This window comes from Vibrio gigantis (assembly GCF_024347515.1).
Lineage (GTDB): Bacteria > Pseudomonadota > Gammaproteobacteria > Enterobacterales > Vibrionaceae > Vibrio > Vibrio gigantis.
In genome coordinates, this window is sequence record NZ_AP025493.1 from 812,995 (window position 1) to 832,726 (window position 19,732).

Consider the following 19,732-nt stretch of genomic DNA (forward strand, 5'->3'; position numbering starts at 1 on the left):
CTAGCCCTCCGCCTTAGCCAAAACGACCATGCCCGCTTTAAAGCTGCTTAACGGACGCTTAACCACTTGAACACTATCGTCAATTTCCACGCCCAGTTTGGTAGGATCGATGTAAATCAAACCGCCTTTTTCAAACTCAACATCCGCGTTTGATTTAGAAAGCTGACCGCTGTCATCGACGAACCACAGGTCACCCTGCTGCGAAAGTGCAGAAGCTGGAAGCTCCCATAATTGAGTTAATTGTTTGCCTGAAATCGTTGCTTGAACAAACGTACCTGGATAAAGGTCTTTTTCTTGCTTCAAAGGGTTATCGACTTTCACGATCAATGAACGCTGACGTGTGTCTTGTTGTAAGTGCTGCTCTACTCGCTCGACATAACCTTGCCATTGGAATTGACCATCAGAACTCGATAGAGTCACTGGCCACGGTTGCTCTTTCAATTGCGAGTTATCGCTGCTTGGCAGGCTCAACCACTGGCTTTCAGAAAGAGGCACAGAAACTTCAACCTCATCGATGCTGTATAACGTAGCGATCTGCGCGCCCGTTTGCGCGTAGCTTCCCGGTTGAACATCACGACTCACGACCAACGAATCGAAAGGGGCAACCAAAGTTGTTTTTTCGAGGTCTTGCTCAGCTTTTACTAGTTCAAGCTTGGCATTTTCTAGAGCTGCTGTTACTTGTGCCAATTGTGGCTCACGCAACACTAATGGAGAGTCAGGCTCGCCAGACAAACCAGAACGTTGCCATTCAGACTTAGCTTGTTCACCTTGTCTCTGTTCTTCCAATAAATCCAATTGAGCTTGAGCCACATTCGCCTTCGCTTGTGTAACCGCTTGTTGGTAACTTGTCGAATCGATATTGGCTATCACCTCGCCTTGGCCTATCACTTGTCCGGTTTCAAACTGCGAGCTTATCGTTTCTACTCGGCCGCCAACTTCCGTTGAAAACATCAATTCGTAACGCGACCTTGCTTCTCCGTAGCCCACAACTTCCGCTTGGTAGTCACCCAATGTTGCGAGTACCACGGACACTTGTTGCTGTTGTGATGCAGCTAAGGTCGTCGTTTCAACAGGCGTCATTTCAACAGACTTTGCCCCAATAGACTGAGAGCCAACAGACATAGCTTGTGGCTCTGAAACCGTTAGTTCATTCGTCTTTTCAGGAATTGGAGCCACTTGAGAACCATTGTAAGCAAGGGCAGCAAATATGCTTGAACCAGCAACGAGAGTGATGACAATTGTGATGGTATTCAGTTTCATGAAGATACTCCTAAGCCCAGAGCTAGGCCTAAATCAATTCGGTTTACGAGACGGTTATAAATGGTTTGTGTTAGCTGCGCTTCAAGGTCGTAGGTTTGTTGCTGAACAGTAAGTAGATCAAAAATGTCGACTAAACCCTGACGGTATTTCTCTTCATAACTGGTGAAACTGCGTTGTGCGCTCACTAATGCGTTTGACAGGTGCTGCTGTTGCAGTGTGAGTGAGGATTCTTGCCCCATTGCGTTTTCCACTTCATTCACCGCATTAAGTAGGGTTTCTTGGTAAGCCCAGTAACTGGTTTCAGTGGTTAGGTCAGCAATCTCAGCTTGTGCTTTCAGCTTGCCACCTTGAAACAATGGTGCTGACACTTGACCAAGTGCGCTCCACAAAGGCCCTGTCAGCAAGGCTTCACTCGGAGAGTCGGCCATGTCAGTTAGGCTCGCTGATAAGCTGATTGATGGCAGCATGGCTTTATATGCCGCATCTGCGCGCAATGCTTCTGCTTCGATGTTGAAGAAAGCGGCTTGAAGATCCGGACGCCCTGCCAGATCTTGTGTCGGCATGTTGTCTAGTGGATTAATGATGGTTGGGAATGAACCAAGTTCCGCAAGCGACAACTCATCAAATTCACCACTCCACTGCCCAGTTAACAGAACCAACTCACGTCGGCTTTGTGCAAGCTGCTCGTGGTAGTCCGCTAAAGTTGCCTGAGTCGATGCACTGCTGGTTTTCGCGTTATCAAGATCTTCAAGGCTTCCTAGCCCTGCGCGGTAACGTTCTAAAACCAGCTCTTCGTTGTTTTCTAGAATCACCAAACGCTGCGTTTCAATATCAACAAGCTGCTGCTTCAAACTGATATCAAGCCAGCCTCTCATCACACTCGCGACCAAAAGATCTTGAGCACCCTGAAGATTAGCCTGAGACGTCGCAATGTCTTTTAAAGCGGCGTTGTTTGTATCTGCAAGCTTCTGCCATAAGTCCAACTCCCAGCCAACCGTGACATCCGTGGTGTAGGTTTCTGTGGTGCTTGAACCGTTGGTACCTTCGTCAGCTTTACCTGAAAAGCTCGCATCTACGGTGGGTAAGCGATCGCCAGACGTCACACCTTGTTGCGCATAGGCTATTTTGAGTGCTGTGATGCTTTGTTGGAGGCTTGGGCTGTTCTGGAGTGCATGCTCAATATAAAGATCGAGCTCCGGCGCATTCACTAAATCGGTGAGCTGCAGGTTCTCAGCGTCTAGATCTTGTTGAACAAACGCTTGATCACTAGAAGCCTGTTGAATCAACTCTGAGAGTAAGCTTTGTTGTGACTGACTAGTGCGTTGCTCAGCGAGCGAAACATAGTCAGCCTGGCTGGTTGTCGTACAACCCACTAACCCAATGAAAGCAAGTGAAATAAGGGAATGTTTTAAAGGAAGATTCAATTTCATCTTCTTGTCTCCTGTAAGAATGGAGACAAGATAACGAGCTGGAGGTTAAGGGAGGGTTAAGGCGGACGTTAACCCTAAAAGAAAATGCAAAGAGCGTACGTTTAGACTTCTGATTTACGCTTCTGGCTCGCTTGAAAAGAACCCACCGATTTTATAACCGACCGCATAGCAAACCACAGCGACGGTGACAAATATGAGTGCCGAGAAGAAGTACGCTACTGACGCAGCTACACCGGCTCCCCACACGACGCTAAACACCAAACCGAGATAAGCCTCTTTTGGCCACTGAGAGATGGGAAACTGAGCACCACCAGCAATAAGATAAACCATCGCAAACAAGCCAATGAAAGTGGTGATAAGACCAATAAGAACGCGCATGTTCATGGGAAGACCTTTGATTAATTGGACTTGGTTGCCTTTGTTCTGGTGAAAACCGATTGTTCTTAATCGAAGCCGAACGTTATTAATCGCAACCTAATGATATTCAAGTATATAGGATAAAACAGGCTTGCTCTATTACTCTTCCGAGTGAGCCTGAAACACAATAGAAACAATGAGAGAAGTGGTTAAGTCCGAATAAGCTTAACGAGCAAGCAAAAAAAAGCGGACACCCTTCTTACGTATACTCCGTAAGTAAGGTGCCCGCTTTTACTGAATCTAGCTGTCTTTGCTAAATCTAGCTTAAAGCAGGATGAAGATACCCGCTAAACATGCACTCATTAGGTTTGCTAGCGTACCAGCAGCTACCGCTTTCAAACCTAGGTTAGCAACTTCAGCGCGACGCTCTGGCGCCATCACACCGATAGAACCCAGTTGAATCGCGATAGAGCCGATGTTAGCAAAGCCACATAGAGCAAATGTCACAATCACTTGGCTGTGTTCAGATAGCAGCGCTTTGTTCTCAACGAAGTCGATGAAGGCAACAAACTCGTTCATTACGATCTTCTGACCGATGTAAGAACCCGCCATTAATACTTCATCACTCGGGATACCGATTAGCCATGCTAGAGGAGAGAACAGGTAACCGAAGATAGCTTGCAGCGTAATACCCGCAAAACCAAATGTTTCACCTAGGCTTTCTAAGCCTGTGTTGACCATCGCAATCACACTCACAAATGCAATCAACATAGTACCCACTGCAACCGCGACCTTCATACCGTTCATCGCACCGCTAGCCAAGGCATCAATTACGTTGCTTTGGTCAGCTTTATCTAGCTCAATGTGGTCGTAGTCACTCGGTGTGCTGCGTTCAGGAACAATGATCTTCGCCATCAACAAGCTACCCGGAGCTGCCATGAAGCTTGCGGCAATAAGGTATTTAAGTTCAACACCTAAACCAGCATAACCACCAAGTACACTACCGGCTACCGACGCCATACCACCTGCCATTACAGCAAACAGTTCAGAACGAGTCATAGACTTTAAAAATGGACGAATAAGAAGAGGAGACTCACCCTGAGAAAGGAAGATATTACCTGTCGCAACCAGAGATTCAGCTTTACTTGTACCCAGCAGTTTTTGCACCGCTCCGCCCAAGATTTGAATCACTTTCTGCATGATACCTAAGTAATAAAGCGCAGAGATCAAAGCACTGAAGAAGATAATGATTGGAAGTACGCGAACCGCGAAAATGAAGCCTTCAGTAGCAAGATCACCGAAAAGGAAAGCAATACCAGCATCTGCAAAACCAAGCAGGCTAGAAACACCGTTACTTAGGCTTGTTAGCGCTAATTGTCCCCATGGGAAATACAATACTAAGGCTGCGAAGCCGATTTGAAGTAGTAATGCACGGATGACCGTTTTCCAGTTAATCGAAGAACGACTTTCAGATAGCAGGTACGCGCAAGCAATCAGTGCAATAACACCGACAAAACCAAATAGAATATTCATAATGTGTCCTAGTAATCCTTATAGAGTGAACATGAGCCAAGCAAATGACATCAAAGGAACAGGACAAAGAACCGCAAGCAAAACGCTACGCGATGAAGGAGCTAACAACGTTAGCGACTGTAACAACGAGTTGTTCATGTAAAAATCACCTTATACAAGCAGTGGAACGTAGCTGGTCCGGTCCGTGGGGTCATTCACATATCCATGTGACGGCTTGTATTGGCTAAGCACCGGCTTAAAACCGGAAGAGAAGTATAAACAGTTAAGTGAGACTTTCATCACATTTTTTAACGCAAACGATCGCGCGGTCAAGGATTAAACAAAACGTATTGTTTGTCATCGTTTTCGTGCTTCAAAAACTGTAAACAATCTGTATAAGGTTGAATTTGGAATGTTAAGTCCTTAAGCGCATGAGCGTAACCTCTCGGTTAATTCTGTGTGATTATTAGCAGTTTTCTGTGCTCTGCCTCATTTCCCGAGACTTCAAGATTCATCTTAAGTTTAGATGCGTATATACTTTGTATGATCTCACCAAATAATTATCTATAAAATACCAATAGAGCTGATTAGATATAACAGCCATCGAGACTAAGAGAGGAAACACGTGAAGAAAATGGAAGCTCCGCACGATATGAACATTGGAGCTAGATTCAAAACAAATAGACATGGCTATGTGACAGTAGTTGAATATTATAATACCTATACTGTTATTGTCGCGTTTGAAAACACCGGAAATATCCGCGCTATCAGTGCGGCGAAATTACGTATAGGTCAGTTAACCGATCGCTCTGTCGCACCTGAATCAATTATGATTGGAGAAAAGGTTGAATCAGTTAAACACGGAATATTAACCATTACTCAAGTTGAATCTGAAAATATTGTTGTACTGACCAATGCAAATAATGAAGAAATTAGAATGTTATTGCCTGCAGTACAAAAAATGAAAGATAAAACTGAAGACGTAGACAATGAAAATGTTGCTTCGCCAAAACCGACCTCGCTTAGCCAGTTGACGAAAAGAAATAAAAAGACCAAAGACGTTAATAGCATGCTTAAGAAAATGCTTACTGACTACGGTCGATACGATTAATTACTCATTTTCTAAAATAAATCATCTAAATATTTATATCCTAACGTCAAAATTAATTAGTCCCCTCCTTTCCCAATAAAATACGTTGCATATTCGAGTGAAAAGTTAAATTTGATCAAAGTCTCACTCTGGATCTTTACTGCAAATTAACGAGATCTTCATCACAATCTCATTTTGACTTTGTGATGAAGATCTTATTGAAATTTAAATATTTCCATTACTATGCTCTCACACAATAAGAGAACGAAGTTTCTCAACCCCTAAAATCCAATTGAGACAAATATTATGAAAAAGATTCTTGTAGTTTGCGGTAACGGCCTTGGTACTTCTCTAATGATGGAAATGGCAGTGAAAGAAGTTGCTAAAAAAATCGGTTTCGAAGCAGAAGTTGATCACGAAGATCTATCATCTGCAGCATCAAGCAATGCGGATATTTGGGTTGCAGCAACAGATGTTGCCAACCAACTAAAAGATGCTGGTAAAGAGAACATCATCAGCCTTAAAAATATTTTTGACAAAGCATCAATTGAAGAACAACTAAAAACTTTCATGTAAGGTCAAAATTATGCAAAACTTTTTCGAGTTCATGCTCGGCTTATTAAAAGAGCCGGCAATCATGGTAGGTTTAATAGCGTTTATTGGCCTTGTCGCACAAAAATCAGATATTTCTACCATTCTTAAAGGCACAATTAAAACTGTGATGGGTTTCCTCATTTTAGGTTTTGGTGCAGGCGCGCTTGTTGGCGCCCTAAATAACTTCTCAGTGGTATTTACTGAAGCATTCGGCGTAAGTGGTGTTATTCCAAATAACGAAGCAATTGTTGCACTAGCACAAGATGCATTCGGTTATGAAATGGCCCTAATTATGTTTTTCGCATTCGTTGTGAATATTTTATTGGCTCGTATTACTCCTCTAAAATATATTTTCTTAACGGGTCACCACACAATGTTCATGTCTATGCTGGTAGCGGTAATCCTGTCTACAGCGAACATTGAAGGCACTGCTCTAGTTGCAATCGGTTCGATCATTGTGGGTTCACTGATGGTTATCATGCCTGCACTTGCTCAGAAATACACAGAGAAAGTAATGGGTACTGATCAGCTAGCGATGGGGCACTTCTCAACGTTCTCATACTTAGTATCTGGTTACATTGGTAGCAAATTTGGTGACACTTCGAAATCAACAGAAGACATCAACGTACCAAAGAGCTTAATGTTCCTGCGTGATACACCTGTAGCAGTAGCAACAACAATGGCAATCTTCTTCATGTTTGCTTCTATTGTTGCTGGTGGTGACTTTGTTGAAACCGTTTCAAATGGTCAAAACTGGGTAGTGTTCACGTTCATGCAGTCTCTTGTATTTGCCGGTGGTGTTTACATCGTACTGCAAGGTGTGAAGATGCTAATTGCAGAAATCGTTCCTGCATTTAAAGGTATCTCTGACAAGCTAGTACCGGGGGCGAAACCTGCTCTAGACTGCCCAATGGTATTCCCTGTAGCGCCAAACGCGGTACTTATCGGTTTCCTTTGTTCTTTCGCTGCTGGCCTACTAGCAATGGCAGTTCAAGGTGCTCTTGGCTGGACAATCATTGTAGCGGGTGTTGTTCCTCACTTCTTCGTAGGTGGTGCAGCAGGCGTTTACGGTAATGCGACAGGCGGTCTACGTGGTGCGGTTCTGGGTTCATTCACGCAAGGCCTATGTATCTCTTTCCTACCAATGCTACTGCTTCCAGTTCTAGGTGGCCTTGGTCTTGAAGCAACAACATTTGCTGACTTCGACTTCGGTGTGGTTGGTCTTATCCTAGGGTGGATTGTTTCATGAGCCTATTCGATTTAATTGGTAACCAAGGCGTTATCATCAACTCTGAAGAAAACCTAACGGTTGATGCTGCAATCGATGTGACCTGCTCAACTCTGCTAGCAAACAACAAAATTGAAGCAAGCTATGTTGAAGCTATCAAACAAAAGCACAAGGACATCGGCGCGTACTATGTTCTAGCTCCAAAGATTGCAATGCCTCATGCTCGTCCTGAAGATGGTGTGAACGAAGCATCATTACAAGTGACGGTATTCAAGAAGGGTGTTGATTTAGAGTCGGAAGACAACGGTGACGTTTACCTTTCAATTACTCTGGCGGCAATGGACTCAGATAGCCATATCCATACGATTATGGCGCTATCAGAGTTATTCCAAAATGATGATGACATTGATGCCATTATCGCAGCGGAAACTGAGCAAGCGATCATCGAGATCTTAAAGCGCTACTAGCTTCTATTTTTAGGTCTTAACCTTTAGTTCCTACTGATGTTTATCTCCTGAAAGCCCCCATTAAAAAAGCGATAGCCTCGGCTATCGCTTTTCTGTTTCTGATGCTGAGTCATTTTTCATCGAGTATGAGTTAAGGCATCACACTTCGAAAGCAATCATGACGTTAAAACGCGTACATTCTTTTATCTGTTGATAATTCAAAGCAATATTGGGCGTGTTTATTAAGGCACTCAAACACTTCCCTATCCAACTTAAAGTTATCAACGTGGTCCGTCAAAATAGCCAGAGTCTCTTCTAGCGTCATACCTGCGCGATAAGGGCGTGACTGAGTTAGCGCTTGAAACACATCCACCACAGCTACAATTCGACTCGGTTGATCCAACTCTTCAGCCGTTTTCCCCATTGGATAACCAGAACCATCTAACCGTTCGTGGTGATTAGACGCCCACTCACAAACCTGAGGTGAACTGAACAACTCCTGCAATGCAAACCTTGTATCCGTTGCATGGCGTTTAATACAGCAATACTCTTCTTCAGTAAGTAAATCTGGCTTATGCAGAATGTCATTAGGGGTTTGCAGTTTGCCGATATCATGGACTAGCCCTGCTAAATAGAGTTTACGTTGAGTTGTGTATGAATAACCCAGTTGCTTAGCGAGGTACTCTGAAAGTTGCCCAACCTTCAAAGAGTGCTTAAAGGTAAACGAACTTTTGGTATCAACAACATTGGCAATAAACTCGGCAAAGGCCACTGTCTCATCCAGCGACATCTGTTGAGAGAAGAATGGCACAGGCTCAAAATTATCTCTCATGTTCTCGATGTAAGGGATCTCCATCGAGAACCAGAAATCATCCAGATCGACCAACTCACACATGTGTTGAACAAGGTTGGTTTCGAACATCTCATCGGCTTGTTCCGTCAAACGTTCAATGATGCTCGCTTTTCCAGCTGGTGTTAGGTTTCCATAACGATCAGAAGAGGTTATGCCGTACAGATAATCGACTCGATCGGCAAGCATCACGATCGCAGCCAACTCTTTCTCTAACTCGCTGATATGAATGGTCTTTAACTCAGCCCACGGGGTATGATGATAAAGAACCGGCTTGGCGAATATAGAAAGAACCGGGCACTCTTTTAAGATTTGGTAGCCCTTTTGACAGTGGTGATAGCTCGAGTCGGGTACAAAACCAGAAGTTAAGCTGAGCTGTTCATCAATTTGCGAAACACCGCAGTCATGAATTAAGCCTAACGAAAACGCGAGCTGCGCTTGTTCTTCTTCCCACCCCACACTCAGAGCACATCGATACGCGATGTAGCCCACTCTCTGTCCATGATTTTTGCTTTCGAAACCGACGTTATCAAGCGCCTTAGCAATACCGAATAGAGCCTTCCTTAGGTCTACGGTCACGTCCTGGCAATGTTGATTCATTATTTAAGCCTAGCATTTTTATAGTTTTTATATATTTAGGCCGCTAATACTAATGCATAGCTAATGATTATATACACAACTATTGTAAGGTTTAATGAGTTTCGTGATAGAACTAACGTATCACGAAAATTCCGTGCTACAAGTGGTTGCATATTAAAAATCATGCGACATTATAATCTGCCGATTAAGATTTGCTTAAATAAGCAGCCATAAGAAAAGGAAAGACATGTTTAAAACGGTTATCGACAACGAACTCTCCATCGCATTGGTTGAAGAGAGTTTCGCTTCTCACTACGCGGAAATCTCACAAAGCCAGAATGAGTACCTAAGCCAATGGCTCGTGTGGCCGCCACATTGTAAAACTGAGCAAGATTTTAGGATCTTCATCCAACGCTCGCTGCACGATTATGCGGAAGGTAAAAGCATGACATGTGCGATTATCTATAAAGACAAGGTCGTCGGTAACTGTAGTTTCAATACCATTGATCATGATAAGCAAAAGGTGATGATAGGTTATTGGTTATCTGAGACATACCAAGGAAAGGGGATTGTGACGCGCGTTGTCCAGAAGCTGATTGATATTGCTTTCAATGAGTTAGATATGGAAAAGGTAGAAATATCCGCCGCAGTCGGAAACCAAAGTAGCCGCAAGGTTTGTGAGCGCTTACATTTCACCTTGGAAGGTATCATCACGCGTAACGAGAATTTGAATGGTCGCATCGTTGACCATGCTATCTACGGCCTTCATCGCTCTCAGCGTAACTAGCTTGTAAATCGGGAAATGAAAAAGCCCCGGTATTAGTCCGCGGCTTTATTATCTGACGAGCCTGAAGAGATTTCAAAGCGACCGCTTATGAGGCCTTAGGTATCACGATACTGAATTTGGCACCACCGTGCTTGCTGTCGTCGATTTTGATATCCCAAGATAGCTTTTTAGCTGCTGAAATCGCGATCGCAAGACCTAACCCTAAGCCTCCTGTGGTCGATGTTCTGCTTGAGTCTAATCGGGAGAACGGAAGGAATACTTCATCACGCTTATTCTCTGGTATTCCAGAGCCATTGTCTTCAATCACCACTAGCCAGTTTTCAGAATTCTCATCGAGCGTCATCCACACCTTGTCTTTCGTGTAATTGCCTGCATTTTTGAGAACATTATCGAACACCAAGCGCGCCATTGAGCAATCACACTTAATCTTGCACTCTAGCTGTACCTTTGACTCAAAGGTGGCATTGTCTAGTTTCGAGTAACGAATTCGATCTAAGCAATACTCACGAAGATCGGATGTCACTTTAACGAGCTCAAAAAAAGAGTTATCCATGACATTCAACTTCGACAGCATAATGATTTCTGACGTTAGCTCATTAATATCCTCAATGTAGGTATCGATGTCATCGAAAAGAACCTGATGCTTATCTGGTGCTCCCCTTCTCAAAATATCAGTCGCTAGTTGAATGCGGCTTAGCGGAGTTCGTACCTCATGGGGGATAGCCTGAGCGAAAATATGACTTTGTTTCACTTTGCTCTCGATCTCTTCAGCCATGAAGTTAAAGCTGCTGGCCAAATCAGAAACAGGATGGATGTCGTCCATGTCTGAGCGAGTGCTGAGCTTTCCCTTACCAAACTGCTTCTGCTTCTCAACAAGCAACTCTATTCTTTCTTGAAAGCGCCTCACAGGTAAGTAAACACTTGCTCCAATCGCCACAATCACAGCCAGTAACATTCCTAACAAAAAATGCCGTTCTGAATCTTCATACCATTCAATGTTTGGTGAGAAGAAATCCCCTACCTCACTGAATGCAAAGCTAAATCGAGAATTAGGCAGTTGAAATACTGCCGAATAAAGGTTGTCATCACTTAGATATATCGGCACACCATTTAAGGTTGTATATAACTCGCATTGTTGGCAAGGAGCTTCTCCCGACCAATCTTTTAACAGGCGTAAATTGAAGATATAAAATTGTTGGTAGCCTGTTCTATCGAGCTCTTTATAGAGCGAGTTTTCTTGATTGTGTTGACGAACATACTGCTCCGCAAAGTAGATGCCATCATTAAGGAAGGTTTCGATCTCGGTTCGTCGCATGTGCCCCTCACCAAGGTTCAAAAACAAAAATATCGTTGCCGACATCCCTATCACGATCCCAAGGTATAAGCGAGCAAACATCGAAACCGAACGCAGTTTCGCAGCAATGAACTTACGCAACCAGCATGTACCCCTTGTTACGAACCGTGCGGATCAGCTGTTTGTCTTTTGCGTGAATGCGCAGCTTACGGCGTAGACCTGAAACGCGCATATCAATCGAGCGATCGTTAAACGCGTAGTCGATCCCTCTGAATAGCTGACAGCATTGGTCTCGAGTCACGACCTGACATATGTTATTCACTAGGAGGTTTAAGATTTCAAACTCAGCAGAGGTAAGCTTGAGGTTTTGCCCATACAAGGTGGCACTTTGAGCCGCACTGTTGATTACAATGTCGCACTGCTTTTCAGCCGTGGTTTCTTGCGCTTTTGCAACAGGCGCAGCTCGACGCAATAACGCTTCAATTCGAGCTAATAAGGCGTGGCCACGAATCGGTTTAGCAACATAATCATCCGCACCAAACTTAAATAGGCTGACTTCACTCATTTCATCGGCAGAAGCTGTTAGCACTAAGATCATGCCATTGTAAAACTCACGGGCTTGACGGCAAATCTGTGCGCCGCTCATCCCGGGAAGCATCAAGTCCAACAGCACTAAATCAGGTTCAATTCTGCGGATCGCTTCAAGTGCCAAATTCCCTTCATGAACAACGCTAACATTGTAACCTTCGGCTTCTAGGTAAAGCGTAGTTAACCGAGCTATCTCTTGATCATCTTCAACAATGAGCACTTTGGTTTTCGACATTCCTATCACCAGTATTTATTAAAAGCGAGGGCAGTATATATACTGGTCATAGATCATCAATGTTGTGATCAGAGCCCTGCATTTACCGTACGCAAAACATAGTAATCACTTTTGTACATACACGTTTACAGAACAGAGAATCAACAGACTTTGTGCTTTGGCGTATCAAGGTTTCACCAGTCAGAGCGCATTATTGGGTTGTTTTAATCACCTATCACACGCTTACATTTGCTTTATTTTCTTACGCGCACTTACATTTGAGGTATTTACAAAACCCAATCAAATCAACCGTCCATACACCAATGACATAACAGTTAATAACACTAAAAACCCACAATTTATCAGGTTAAATGGCCAGTAAACTAGAATTACAATTAAAAGAAATCGATTACTTTAAATATCCCTCAGAGTTTTCCATTTTTCTGCGTGAGGTAGACCCTATTAAGCAATACCTTCTTAAAGTAACATTCATTTTATTAATGAATAGATTCTTGTTACTCAATAATCACTTTCCACAGGGCCCATTTTAAGATGATTAAACCGCTTCCTCTGTTATTGACCACCACCGCTTTAGTTTCAATACCACTCATGGCAGACACCAATAAACAAGAAATGGTGAATCAGATTCAAGCGCAAGTAAGCTCTTGGATAGACATTCAGGTCACGCCACAAAGCAGTATTATTCAAAAGATGGTTTTTAACTGTGAATTCTACAGTGCAACGCCTTATATTAAGTCACCAGACGGAAGTGAGAGTAGTTCTGGCTCATACCGCTTTTACGCACATAACGGTGTATTGGGCTCGATGACAGAACCCTTCACCACCCAACCTCTGCCTGAATTGACGATGTGCCTTAAAGAAGACTTAGTGGTTACCACCCAAGATCAAGCGCAGCTATTATTTGAAGCGATAGAAACGGTCTATCCAAACCACTCTATGTTTGACGAAAACTTCCCCAAAGAGATCATCCAAAAACCAAATGGTTGGCACTTCATCGACGGTGAGATTTTTGATGATAAGAAAGGCTATGTCATCGAAACCACACCGGAAGGTAAAGTGACCAAAATCATCAACTCACTGAACCTTTAACACGCTAATTTTCCTGTAGCACTTTGCTGTTCTTCAGCACTTTACCGTTCTTTAAAACAGCTTCTTAATAGCAATTAAAGGCCAGAATTAAATTTGATCAGCGACCAACTGAACACACGAATTCGGTCGTCGCCGTTCGACCCAAATATCAGTTCACCGAGTTCAATATGATGACAAGTTATCAACCTTTCGAGCATCTCAAGTGTCCAATATGGATATATGACATTGATAATAAGAGAATAACTTGGGCAAATAGCAGCGCCCTTCCTTTGTGGGAGTCTGAATCTCTATTTGAGCTGACATCACGCGATTTTAGTGTCGAGATGTCAAAAGCAATCGAAGCGACATTAGAAGAGTACCAAAGGCAATTTCTACGCAATGAAAGCATCAAGACATGGTGGAACTTCACTCCAAACTACATTTCGAAACGTGCATTGTGTCTGTTTTCTGGGATCCCACTGCACGATGGTCGAACGGGTATGTTGGTACAAGTCGTCGCTGAAGAGGGAAGTTTAAGGCACGATCTCGCTTGCTCTGATGGCGCTAACCTTTCCCTTCTATTTAATAAGTCGGGAAGCGTAGTGAGTGCAAACTCCACCTTTTTTCACAACTACGGCTCACCGTTTAGTACCCTATCTGACTTCGTTTCAAGTGAAGAAACAGCAGCGCAGTGGCTGTTTACCGCGCGAAAAGGCCGAGAGATATTAGAAGAAGTCAGCTGCGAAATAGATGGCAAGACACACCACTTTGATGTTCAAGGGAAGTGGCTCTTTGATAAAAGCGAGCTGTTGTTAAACCTAACCTGTACTACCAAGCAAAAAGAGAAGCTGATAAAAGCACGATACAACGCAGAGCACGACTGTTTAACAGAGCTCTATAATCGGCGCGGGATCACTAACCTTTTAGAAACCAGTATTGCCTATCGCTCACCTTTTGAATTGATGTTTGTTGACCTTGATGGCTTCAAATTAGTCAATGACACTTATGGGCACAGTGTCGGAGACCAGCTACTCAAACAGGTTGGTGAGCGTCTTAAACACCTAGTTGATGAGAAGTGCATGATCGGTCGATTTGGTGGCGACGAATTCATAGTGATTGCCCACACTTGTCGAAATCAAAATATCCCACTACTCTGCTCTCGGATTATCGATGCCTTAAACCGAAGCTTCCATATCAGAGGAATTGGTAGCTTGTCTGTCGGTTGCAGCATAGGTACCGCACATTTCCCTGATAATGCGGTTGACCAAGAAACATTGCTAAAACAAGCAGGTATGGCGATGCACCTTGCTAAAACTAATGGTCGAAATCGCTTCCAAACGTTTACCCCAGACTTAGCACAAACCCTGCATCGCAAAGTAGAGATCCGCCACCGGCTGGCACGTGCCATAGAAAATGACGATCTCAACCTTCACTACCAACCGATCATAAACACCAACAGCGACAAGGTGAAAGGATTTGAGGCTTTACTTCGATGGTCGGACAAAGATCTAGGCAGCATCGCGCCAGATGAGTTCATTAGCTTAGCGGAGGAGACAGGTCAGATTGTACTACTCGGAAAATGGGTTCTTAACTCCGCACTCAAACAGTTATCAGTATGGCAACGAGAATTTGATAGTGAGTTGATGATGAGTATCAACATATCGAGTATTCAGATGCACGCTACCTTTGCCGAGCAGCTATTAGCCATGTTGAACTTCTACAATATCCAACCTCAAAGTATCGCCCTTGAGATCACCGAGTCTTCCATGATCTTCAAGCATGGTGAAGTCAGGCAAGCATTAAGCGATATTTCTAAGTTGGGTGTAGAACTTTACCTTGATGACTTCGGTACAGGCTATTCTTCACTCTCAATGTTACATGACTTACCGATTAGCACCGTTAAACTCGATAAAAGCTTTGTCCATGGTTCACACAAAGGAAGCAAAGCGATTGTTCAAGCCACCCACGCTATCTGCGACAAATTAGGACTTAAAGTGGTTGCTGAAGGTGTCGAAACCGAAACGCAAAAAGCGTTCTTAATTGAATGTGGATACGAGTATCTTCAGGGTTTTTTATTTAGTAAGCCAATTCCCTCAAATGAAGTCGAAAGTCAGTTTTTAATAAGTCGACAACTCTACGAATAAATACTTATTTATCAACAAATTATTTAACTTGAGCACTTCGCAAACAATCAGCCGCTGTCGATGTGAACGCTTACGTATGCTTACATAGCGCTTAACTGTCAGAATCCATAGGTAAATTGTTGTTTATTATGAATATTAGCCATAATTCAAGCCTATAAAACACCAAACCATTATACCTACTCCCTGTAATGACTTTGGTATTTAGATTACCCTCACTCAGTCCCTAGAGCAGATCAAATAATCGGTAAACATGACCAGACAAAACGGCTTCACTCTCTTAGAACTCATCATCTCTGTATTAATTTTAGCGATCGTTTCGGCTACAGCTATGGTCAAGTTCTTAGACGTTCAAGGAAGTGCTCGAGCGAGTAAAATACACGATGTGGCTGGTAACCTTCGCACTGGTATCGATATGATCTACGCCAAGTCAGTGATTGCTGGTGTTGAAGGTAAGTGCAACTATGTTGAAAAGACGGAGATTGAAACCTACTACGTTTGTCATGGTTACCCAATCGCTTATGTCGATTCCTTAAGGCGTCTGTTGAACATTGATGAAACCGAACTTCACGTCATCAACAAGGAAGTCATACCTGACAGCAATGCAGAACGAGTAGCCGCTATCTCTTTTAACACTGACAGCTACACCTATTTACCTGAAGGTGATTTTTGTCAGGTGTTGTATCAGCCAGAGAAAGAACCCCAAATCGTTGTTCTTGATGGCGCATGCTAGTCGACATCTACCATTTAACGCCTAGGCATAAAACCTTACCTTGATCTCCATATTTAGGTGAGTTTTATTCGCTTAATGTCAGTTCTTCTTCAGCTCATTCTTGACTGTGCCGCGACTCATATTTGAGCCTCAATATTGCGTAGACTTTTTCCATCCTGACAAAATGAGAAAGAGAACCATGAAAAAGAAAACCTTCGTTATACCAGCCATCGTTATTGCAACGGTATGTATCCCATTGTCTGCATTCGCAAAAGACCGCGATAACTCTATTGAGGCTGGTGTCACTTTCATCGGCAATCAAGAACTGGCAACCTTCGGCTACAGTAAAGAGTTGTCGAACAATATCGTTGTTGGTGGTGGCTTCTCATTGGGTACAGAAGCGGTAGATTTAGAACAGTCAAACTCACAAGATGCATGGGGCTTTTACTCCAATATCGGTTATAAGTTTGAAATCGCCGAGTTCGATATCATCCCTAAAATTGGTATCAACTATCTAAATGCAGATGTTGAGTTTGACGATGCTTCACTTAACGGCCTCAATATCGATAACGTCTATGGCTCAATAGGTACAACGGTCAACTGGCGCATGATAGGCCTAACTGTGGATTACGGTAAGATCAATGATTCAGCAATGGTGCCAGATGGTCCAAATAGCACAAAGCCATTTGAAGAAGATGTGGTGCGCGTTACCGCAAGCTTCAACTTCTAGCCTCTTTGGCGTTTAGTCTTTAACCTTTCGTTCTTTGTCAAAAAAGCGGTAGAAACAAAAGCTGCCAAAAGAACATTTAAAACAAAAGGCGTCACAAGAAAGTCTTCAAAAGAAAGTTGTCGAGAGCTCCTATTAGCCCGTCTAATTAGGGGCTTTTTACCCTGTACATAAAAAAAAACCGATTTACTTAGAACTATGTTTGATAGTGCATGTTAATTAATCAAAAGCCACTTTTTCTTTCTGCTTATAACTCGCCCAAAAAGAATGCTTATTGAACCAAGTCATTAATATAGTAAGGTTTCCCCAGTGACATAGGTATTATACAGACTTCACTCATATCAAATCGAAATATCTTTCAACAAAATAGAGCACAAACACTAACCAAAAATAGCTTAATCATGGAATCAACATCACAGTTCAATCGACCCAACACTTTGAGTTTCACCCTTCTTAGTTAAAATAAACAAACAACATTTTAATATCATTACATTAATTGATAAAGTCTATTCATAAAACCCCAACAAAACACTACTGATATTATTGTCACTTATAAGATTCATTAAATAAGGGAATGTAATGCCTTAATTAAATGATATTAATGTTACCTACTTCCTTGTAATTAAATTTTATCCTGAAAAAACCTGATAAATCAGACCCATCAATAACCACCACAAATACCACGCGCAACTACATTAGCAATCACTAAAGTTACGGTTAAAACTGCTGATATAGAGGCTTGTAAATGGATAAATACCAAAACAAATGGATAAATCCCCCTTGTCTCTTGTAAAACATCGGCTTTCATTTATAAATTCAAGTTTTGGGTGAACATCTCTATAACCTTTCATTACAGCCCAGATTCTGCGATTAGTATCAACATCTTAAGAGGAAATGGTGACATTTTAGTTATGTTATTTAGAACGGACTCTTGGGTTGAATGACAATCCCAGCCATCACATATCAATCACACAAATATAATAACTATCGCTTAGGAGTTGAGCTATGCACTGTTCTTTCAATATAAATAACAATAATGAGAGCTTGCAACTAATCTATAATGAAGAAAAAATATATATCAAAAGAGACAGTAATAAGATATCCGAGGAAACTCTTAATAGTAAAGAGAGTTTTGTCTTCAAGTATTTAATTGAGAATGCTTCAATATCTAACCCTCAATCAGTTAGAGATGTTGAAGAGTCTTTTAAATCGCATTTTGATGAAGAGTTCAGTTTATACGCATTAAAGAATATTATCGCGTCTATAAGAAAGAAATATCGAAGCCTGTGCAAAAAAGCCAAGGTTGATAATAATAGTGAACTTATCTCTAACCTTTATAAGGTGGGTTACTTCATCGATCTCGATAAAAGCTCAACCAACCGTATCGCACCAAAGTACGACATCAACCAATTCAAGCCCAGCCAAATTGAGATGTTGAAACTGATGTTCAACACTTATCATAGAGAGCTGATCAAGGCTCTGATAACCGTGTTCACCATCTCTTCCTTTTTTCTATTCATTGTCTACTTTTTCCAAATCCTTTATACGATGAAAATTGCAGATGAGTACAGCGAGAACACTTTACACATTGCAGAAGAAATTATGGATTTTGGCTGTAACAGCACGGGCGCGGTTCACTCATTAAGGCACTCTCTCAATCTCGATTCTGTCGTCATGACAACATCTTATGGCTCATGCTTTATCTCTAAAACACGTTCTAAGATGATAGAACTCGATCAAGTGGACGACTTCTACGATAGTACTGATTTTGCTTATTCACGTTTTACAAATACCGAGCACGACATTGAGATGACGGCTCGAATATCAAAACGCTCTATCGAAGCTCGATACAAGAACTCGCTATTGCCCCTGTTAGTCGATTCGATCTCCATCCAGAAGAATGGTTACTACATCTTAAACCTTGGTGAAGAGAGTAAAACTATCTATCAAGCCCCATTACCTACTGGCGCAACCATCACTTTTTACAGTGATGACATCGTTGTGCTGTGGATTGCACTTTCTCTGATACTCGCCACACTGCTTTATCGAACCTATATTCTGGGCTTTGTGATCTACCTGTTTCGTTGGAAACACATCTCCTTTGAAGAAGAGCCTATCATCAACACAGAAGATAACAGCGTTCTGTATTACGAGCTGTTATCTCGTGTGCGTAACGTCGGCGTTTTGAACTTCATTAACACCATGAGACGGACTAATTTACTCACCTTTCACACTATCTTGCTCATCGAGACTGTCAGAAAAGCTAAGTTAAACAATAGCCATGAGATCTATGGTGTCAACGTCTGCCCGAGTGCTTTGGTCGGGTCAAACTTCGCAAGACTTAGAGAACATTTAGCCGCGATGGAAGCGAATGAATTTATCGTCGAAATTACTGAGTATTCAAACATTGGCTATGGATGTGAGGTTATAGATAACATTAAGGATATCAAAAAGCTTGGTATCACTATCGCACTGGATGACTTTGGTACGGGCAATAACAACATCGAGATCATCGGTATTATCTCCCCAACTTATCTCAAGCTGGATCGTTGTTTTGTTAAAGACATCGAGTCAGGAGAGCACCATCAAGGCGTGTTACTTAACATCTCAGAGATCGGACGCTTATCCAACATCACAATGATTTACGAAGGTGTCGAAACGCGTAGGCAGCAATACATCTTGTGTCAGTTGGGCTACAACTTGCACCAGGGTTATCTGTATAGCAGGCCTCAAAGCACGACCAACGGATAATCGAGCCAATATCACACGCCTGTGGTTCAAACACTTGCGGGCTCTGCCGCACCGACTGGATACGGCGGAGCTCTAACAGAAGC

General features: G+C 42.6%; 18 protein-coding genes. 10 read left to right on the forward strand and 8 right to left on the reverse strand.

Features of this window, described 5'->3' with window-relative positions:
• From OCV56_RS19720 to OCV56_RS19735, 4 genes are all read right to left on the reverse strand, one after another.
• On the reverse strand, nucleotides 1-1,260 hold the full coding sequence (locus OCV56_RS19720) for an efflux RND transporter periplasmic adaptor subunit (RefSeq protein WP_086712552.1): 1,260 nt from the start codon (nucleotides 1,258-1,260) through the stop codon (nucleotides 1-3).
• Nucleotides 1,257-2,690, reverse strand: a complete 1,434-nt coding sequence (locus OCV56_RS19725) for a TolC family protein (protein ID WP_086712551.1) — start codon at nucleotides 2,688-2,690, stop codon at nucleotides 1,257-1,259. Before OCV56_RS19725 ends, OCV56_RS19720 begins: the two co-directional genes overlap by 4 nt.
• A gap of 114 nt (nucleotides 2,691-2,804) precedes the next feature.
• Nucleotides 2,805-3,074, reverse strand: a complete 270-nt coding sequence (locus OCV56_RS19730) for a hypothetical protein (RefSeq protein WP_086712550.1) — start codon at nucleotides 3,072-3,074, stop codon at nucleotides 2,805-2,807.
• Between the two features lie 297 nt (nucleotides 3,075-3,371).
• Entirely contained in the window at nucleotides 3,372-4,580 is a 1,209-nt protein-coding gene (locus OCV56_RS19735) for a NupC/NupG family nucleoside CNT transporter (RefSeq protein WP_086712549.1), read from the reverse strand.
• Nucleotides 4,581-5,193: 613 nt separating this feature from the next.
• Here OCV56_RS19735 and OCV56_RS19740 point away from each other — a divergent pair.
• From OCV56_RS19740 to OCV56_RS19755, 4 genes are all read left to right on the forward strand, one after another.
• Nucleotides 5,194-5,670: a hypothetical protein gene (locus tag OCV56_RS19740; protein ID WP_086712548.1), complete on the forward strand. Its 477-nt coding sequence runs from the start codon at nucleotides 5,194-5,196 to the stop codon at nucleotides 5,668-5,670.
• Between the two features lie 285 nt (nucleotides 5,671-5,955).
• Nucleotides 5,956-6,225 (forward strand): PTS sugar transporter subunit IIB, encoded by a 270-nt coding sequence (locus OCV56_RS19745; protein WP_017064872.1) that lies wholly within the window; start codon nucleotides 5,956-5,958, stop codon nucleotides 6,223-6,225.
• 10 nt (nucleotides 6,226-6,235) lie between these two features.
• Nucleotides 6,236-7,492 (forward strand): PTS ascorbate transporter subunit IIC, encoded by a 1,257-nt coding sequence (locus OCV56_RS19750; protein WP_086712547.1) that lies wholly within the window; start codon nucleotides 6,236-6,238, stop codon nucleotides 7,490-7,492.
• On the forward strand, nucleotides 7,489-7,938 hold the full coding sequence (locus tag OCV56_RS19755) for a PTS sugar transporter subunit IIA (RefSeq protein ID WP_029405610.1): 450 nt from the start codon (nucleotides 7,489-7,491) through the stop codon (nucleotides 7,936-7,938). Before OCV56_RS19750 ends, OCV56_RS19755 begins: the two co-directional genes overlap by 4 nt.
• 163 nt (nucleotides 7,939-8,101) lie before the next feature.
• Here the strand turns inward: OCV56_RS19755 and OCV56_RS19760 are convergent, their stop codons facing one another.
• Nucleotides 8,102-9,367, reverse strand: coding sequence for an HD-GYP domain-containing protein (locus OCV56_RS19760; RefSeq protein WP_086712546.1), 1,266 nt, complete (start codon nucleotides 9,365-9,367; stop codon nucleotides 8,102-8,104).
• 226 nt (nucleotides 9,368-9,593) lie between these two features.
• Between OCV56_RS19760 and OCV56_RS19765 the strand changes: the two genes are divergently transcribed.
• A complete protein-coding gene (locus OCV56_RS19765) occupies nucleotides 9,594-10,133 on the forward strand; it encodes a GNAT family N-acetyltransferase (protein WP_086712545.1) in 540 nt (179 codons plus the stop codon).
• 85 nt (nucleotides 10,134-10,218) lie between these two features.
• On the opposite strand, the gene OCV56_RS19770 is transcribed toward OCV56_RS19765, so the two are convergent.
• Together OCV56_RS19770 and OCV56_RS19775 are read right to left on the reverse strand one after the other, a co-directional pair.
• Nucleotides 10,219-11,568: a sensor histidine kinase gene (locus OCV56_RS19770; protein WP_086712544.1), complete on the reverse strand. Its 1,350-nt coding sequence runs from the start codon at nucleotides 11,566-11,568 to the stop codon at nucleotides 10,219-10,221.
• Nucleotides 11,561-12,250 (reverse strand): response regulator transcription factor, encoded by a 690-nt coding sequence (locus tag OCV56_RS19775; RefSeq protein ID WP_086712543.1) that lies wholly within the window; start codon nucleotides 12,248-12,250, stop codon nucleotides 11,561-11,563. Before OCV56_RS19775 ends, OCV56_RS19770 begins: the two co-directional genes overlap by 8 nt.
• Before the next feature lie 531 nt (nucleotides 12,251-12,781).
• Between OCV56_RS19775 and OCV56_RS19780 the strand changes: the two genes are divergently transcribed.
• From OCV56_RS19780 to OCV56_RS19795, 4 genes are all read left to right on the forward strand, one after another.
• Nucleotides 12,782-13,339, forward strand: a complete 558-nt coding sequence (locus OCV56_RS19780) for a hypothetical protein (protein ID WP_086712542.1) — start codon at nucleotides 12,782-12,784, stop codon at nucleotides 13,337-13,339.
• A gap of 167 nt (nucleotides 13,340-13,506) precedes the next feature.
• Nucleotides 13,507-15,462, forward strand: a complete 1,956-nt coding sequence (locus tag OCV56_RS19785) for a putative bifunctional diguanylate cyclase/phosphodiesterase (RefSeq protein WP_086712541.1) — start codon at nucleotides 13,507-13,509, stop codon at nucleotides 15,460-15,462.
• Between the two features lie 250 nt (nucleotides 15,463-15,712).
• Nucleotides 15,713-16,192, forward strand: a complete 480-nt coding sequence (locus OCV56_RS19790) for a type II secretion system protein (protein ID WP_086712540.1) — start codon at nucleotides 15,713-15,715, stop codon at nucleotides 16,190-16,192.
• A gap of 178 nt (nucleotides 16,193-16,370) precedes the next feature.
• The gene (locus tag OCV56_RS19795) at nucleotides 16,371-16,901 is read left to right on the forward strand and encodes a hypothetical protein (RefSeq protein ID WP_086712539.1); all 531 of its coding nucleotides are present in this window, start codon (nucleotides 16,371-16,373) and stop codon (nucleotides 16,899-16,901) included.
• A gap of 658 nt (nucleotides 16,902-17,559) precedes the next feature.
• On the opposite strand, the gene OCV56_RS19800 is transcribed toward OCV56_RS19795, so the two are convergent.
• Nucleotides 17,560-17,706: a hypothetical protein gene (locus tag OCV56_RS19800; RefSeq protein WP_158094617.1), complete on the reverse strand. Its 147-nt coding sequence runs from the start codon at nucleotides 17,704-17,706 to the stop codon at nucleotides 17,560-17,562.
• Nucleotides 17,707-17,903: 197 nt separating this feature from the next.
• Between OCV56_RS19800 and OCV56_RS19805 the strand changes: the two genes are divergently transcribed.
• Nucleotides 17,904-19,649, forward strand: coding sequence for an EAL domain-containing protein (locus tag OCV56_RS19805; RefSeq protein ID WP_086712538.1), 1,746 nt, complete (start codon nucleotides 17,904-17,906; stop codon nucleotides 19,647-19,649).
• Nucleotides 19,650-19,732 lie beyond the last annotated feature (83 nt).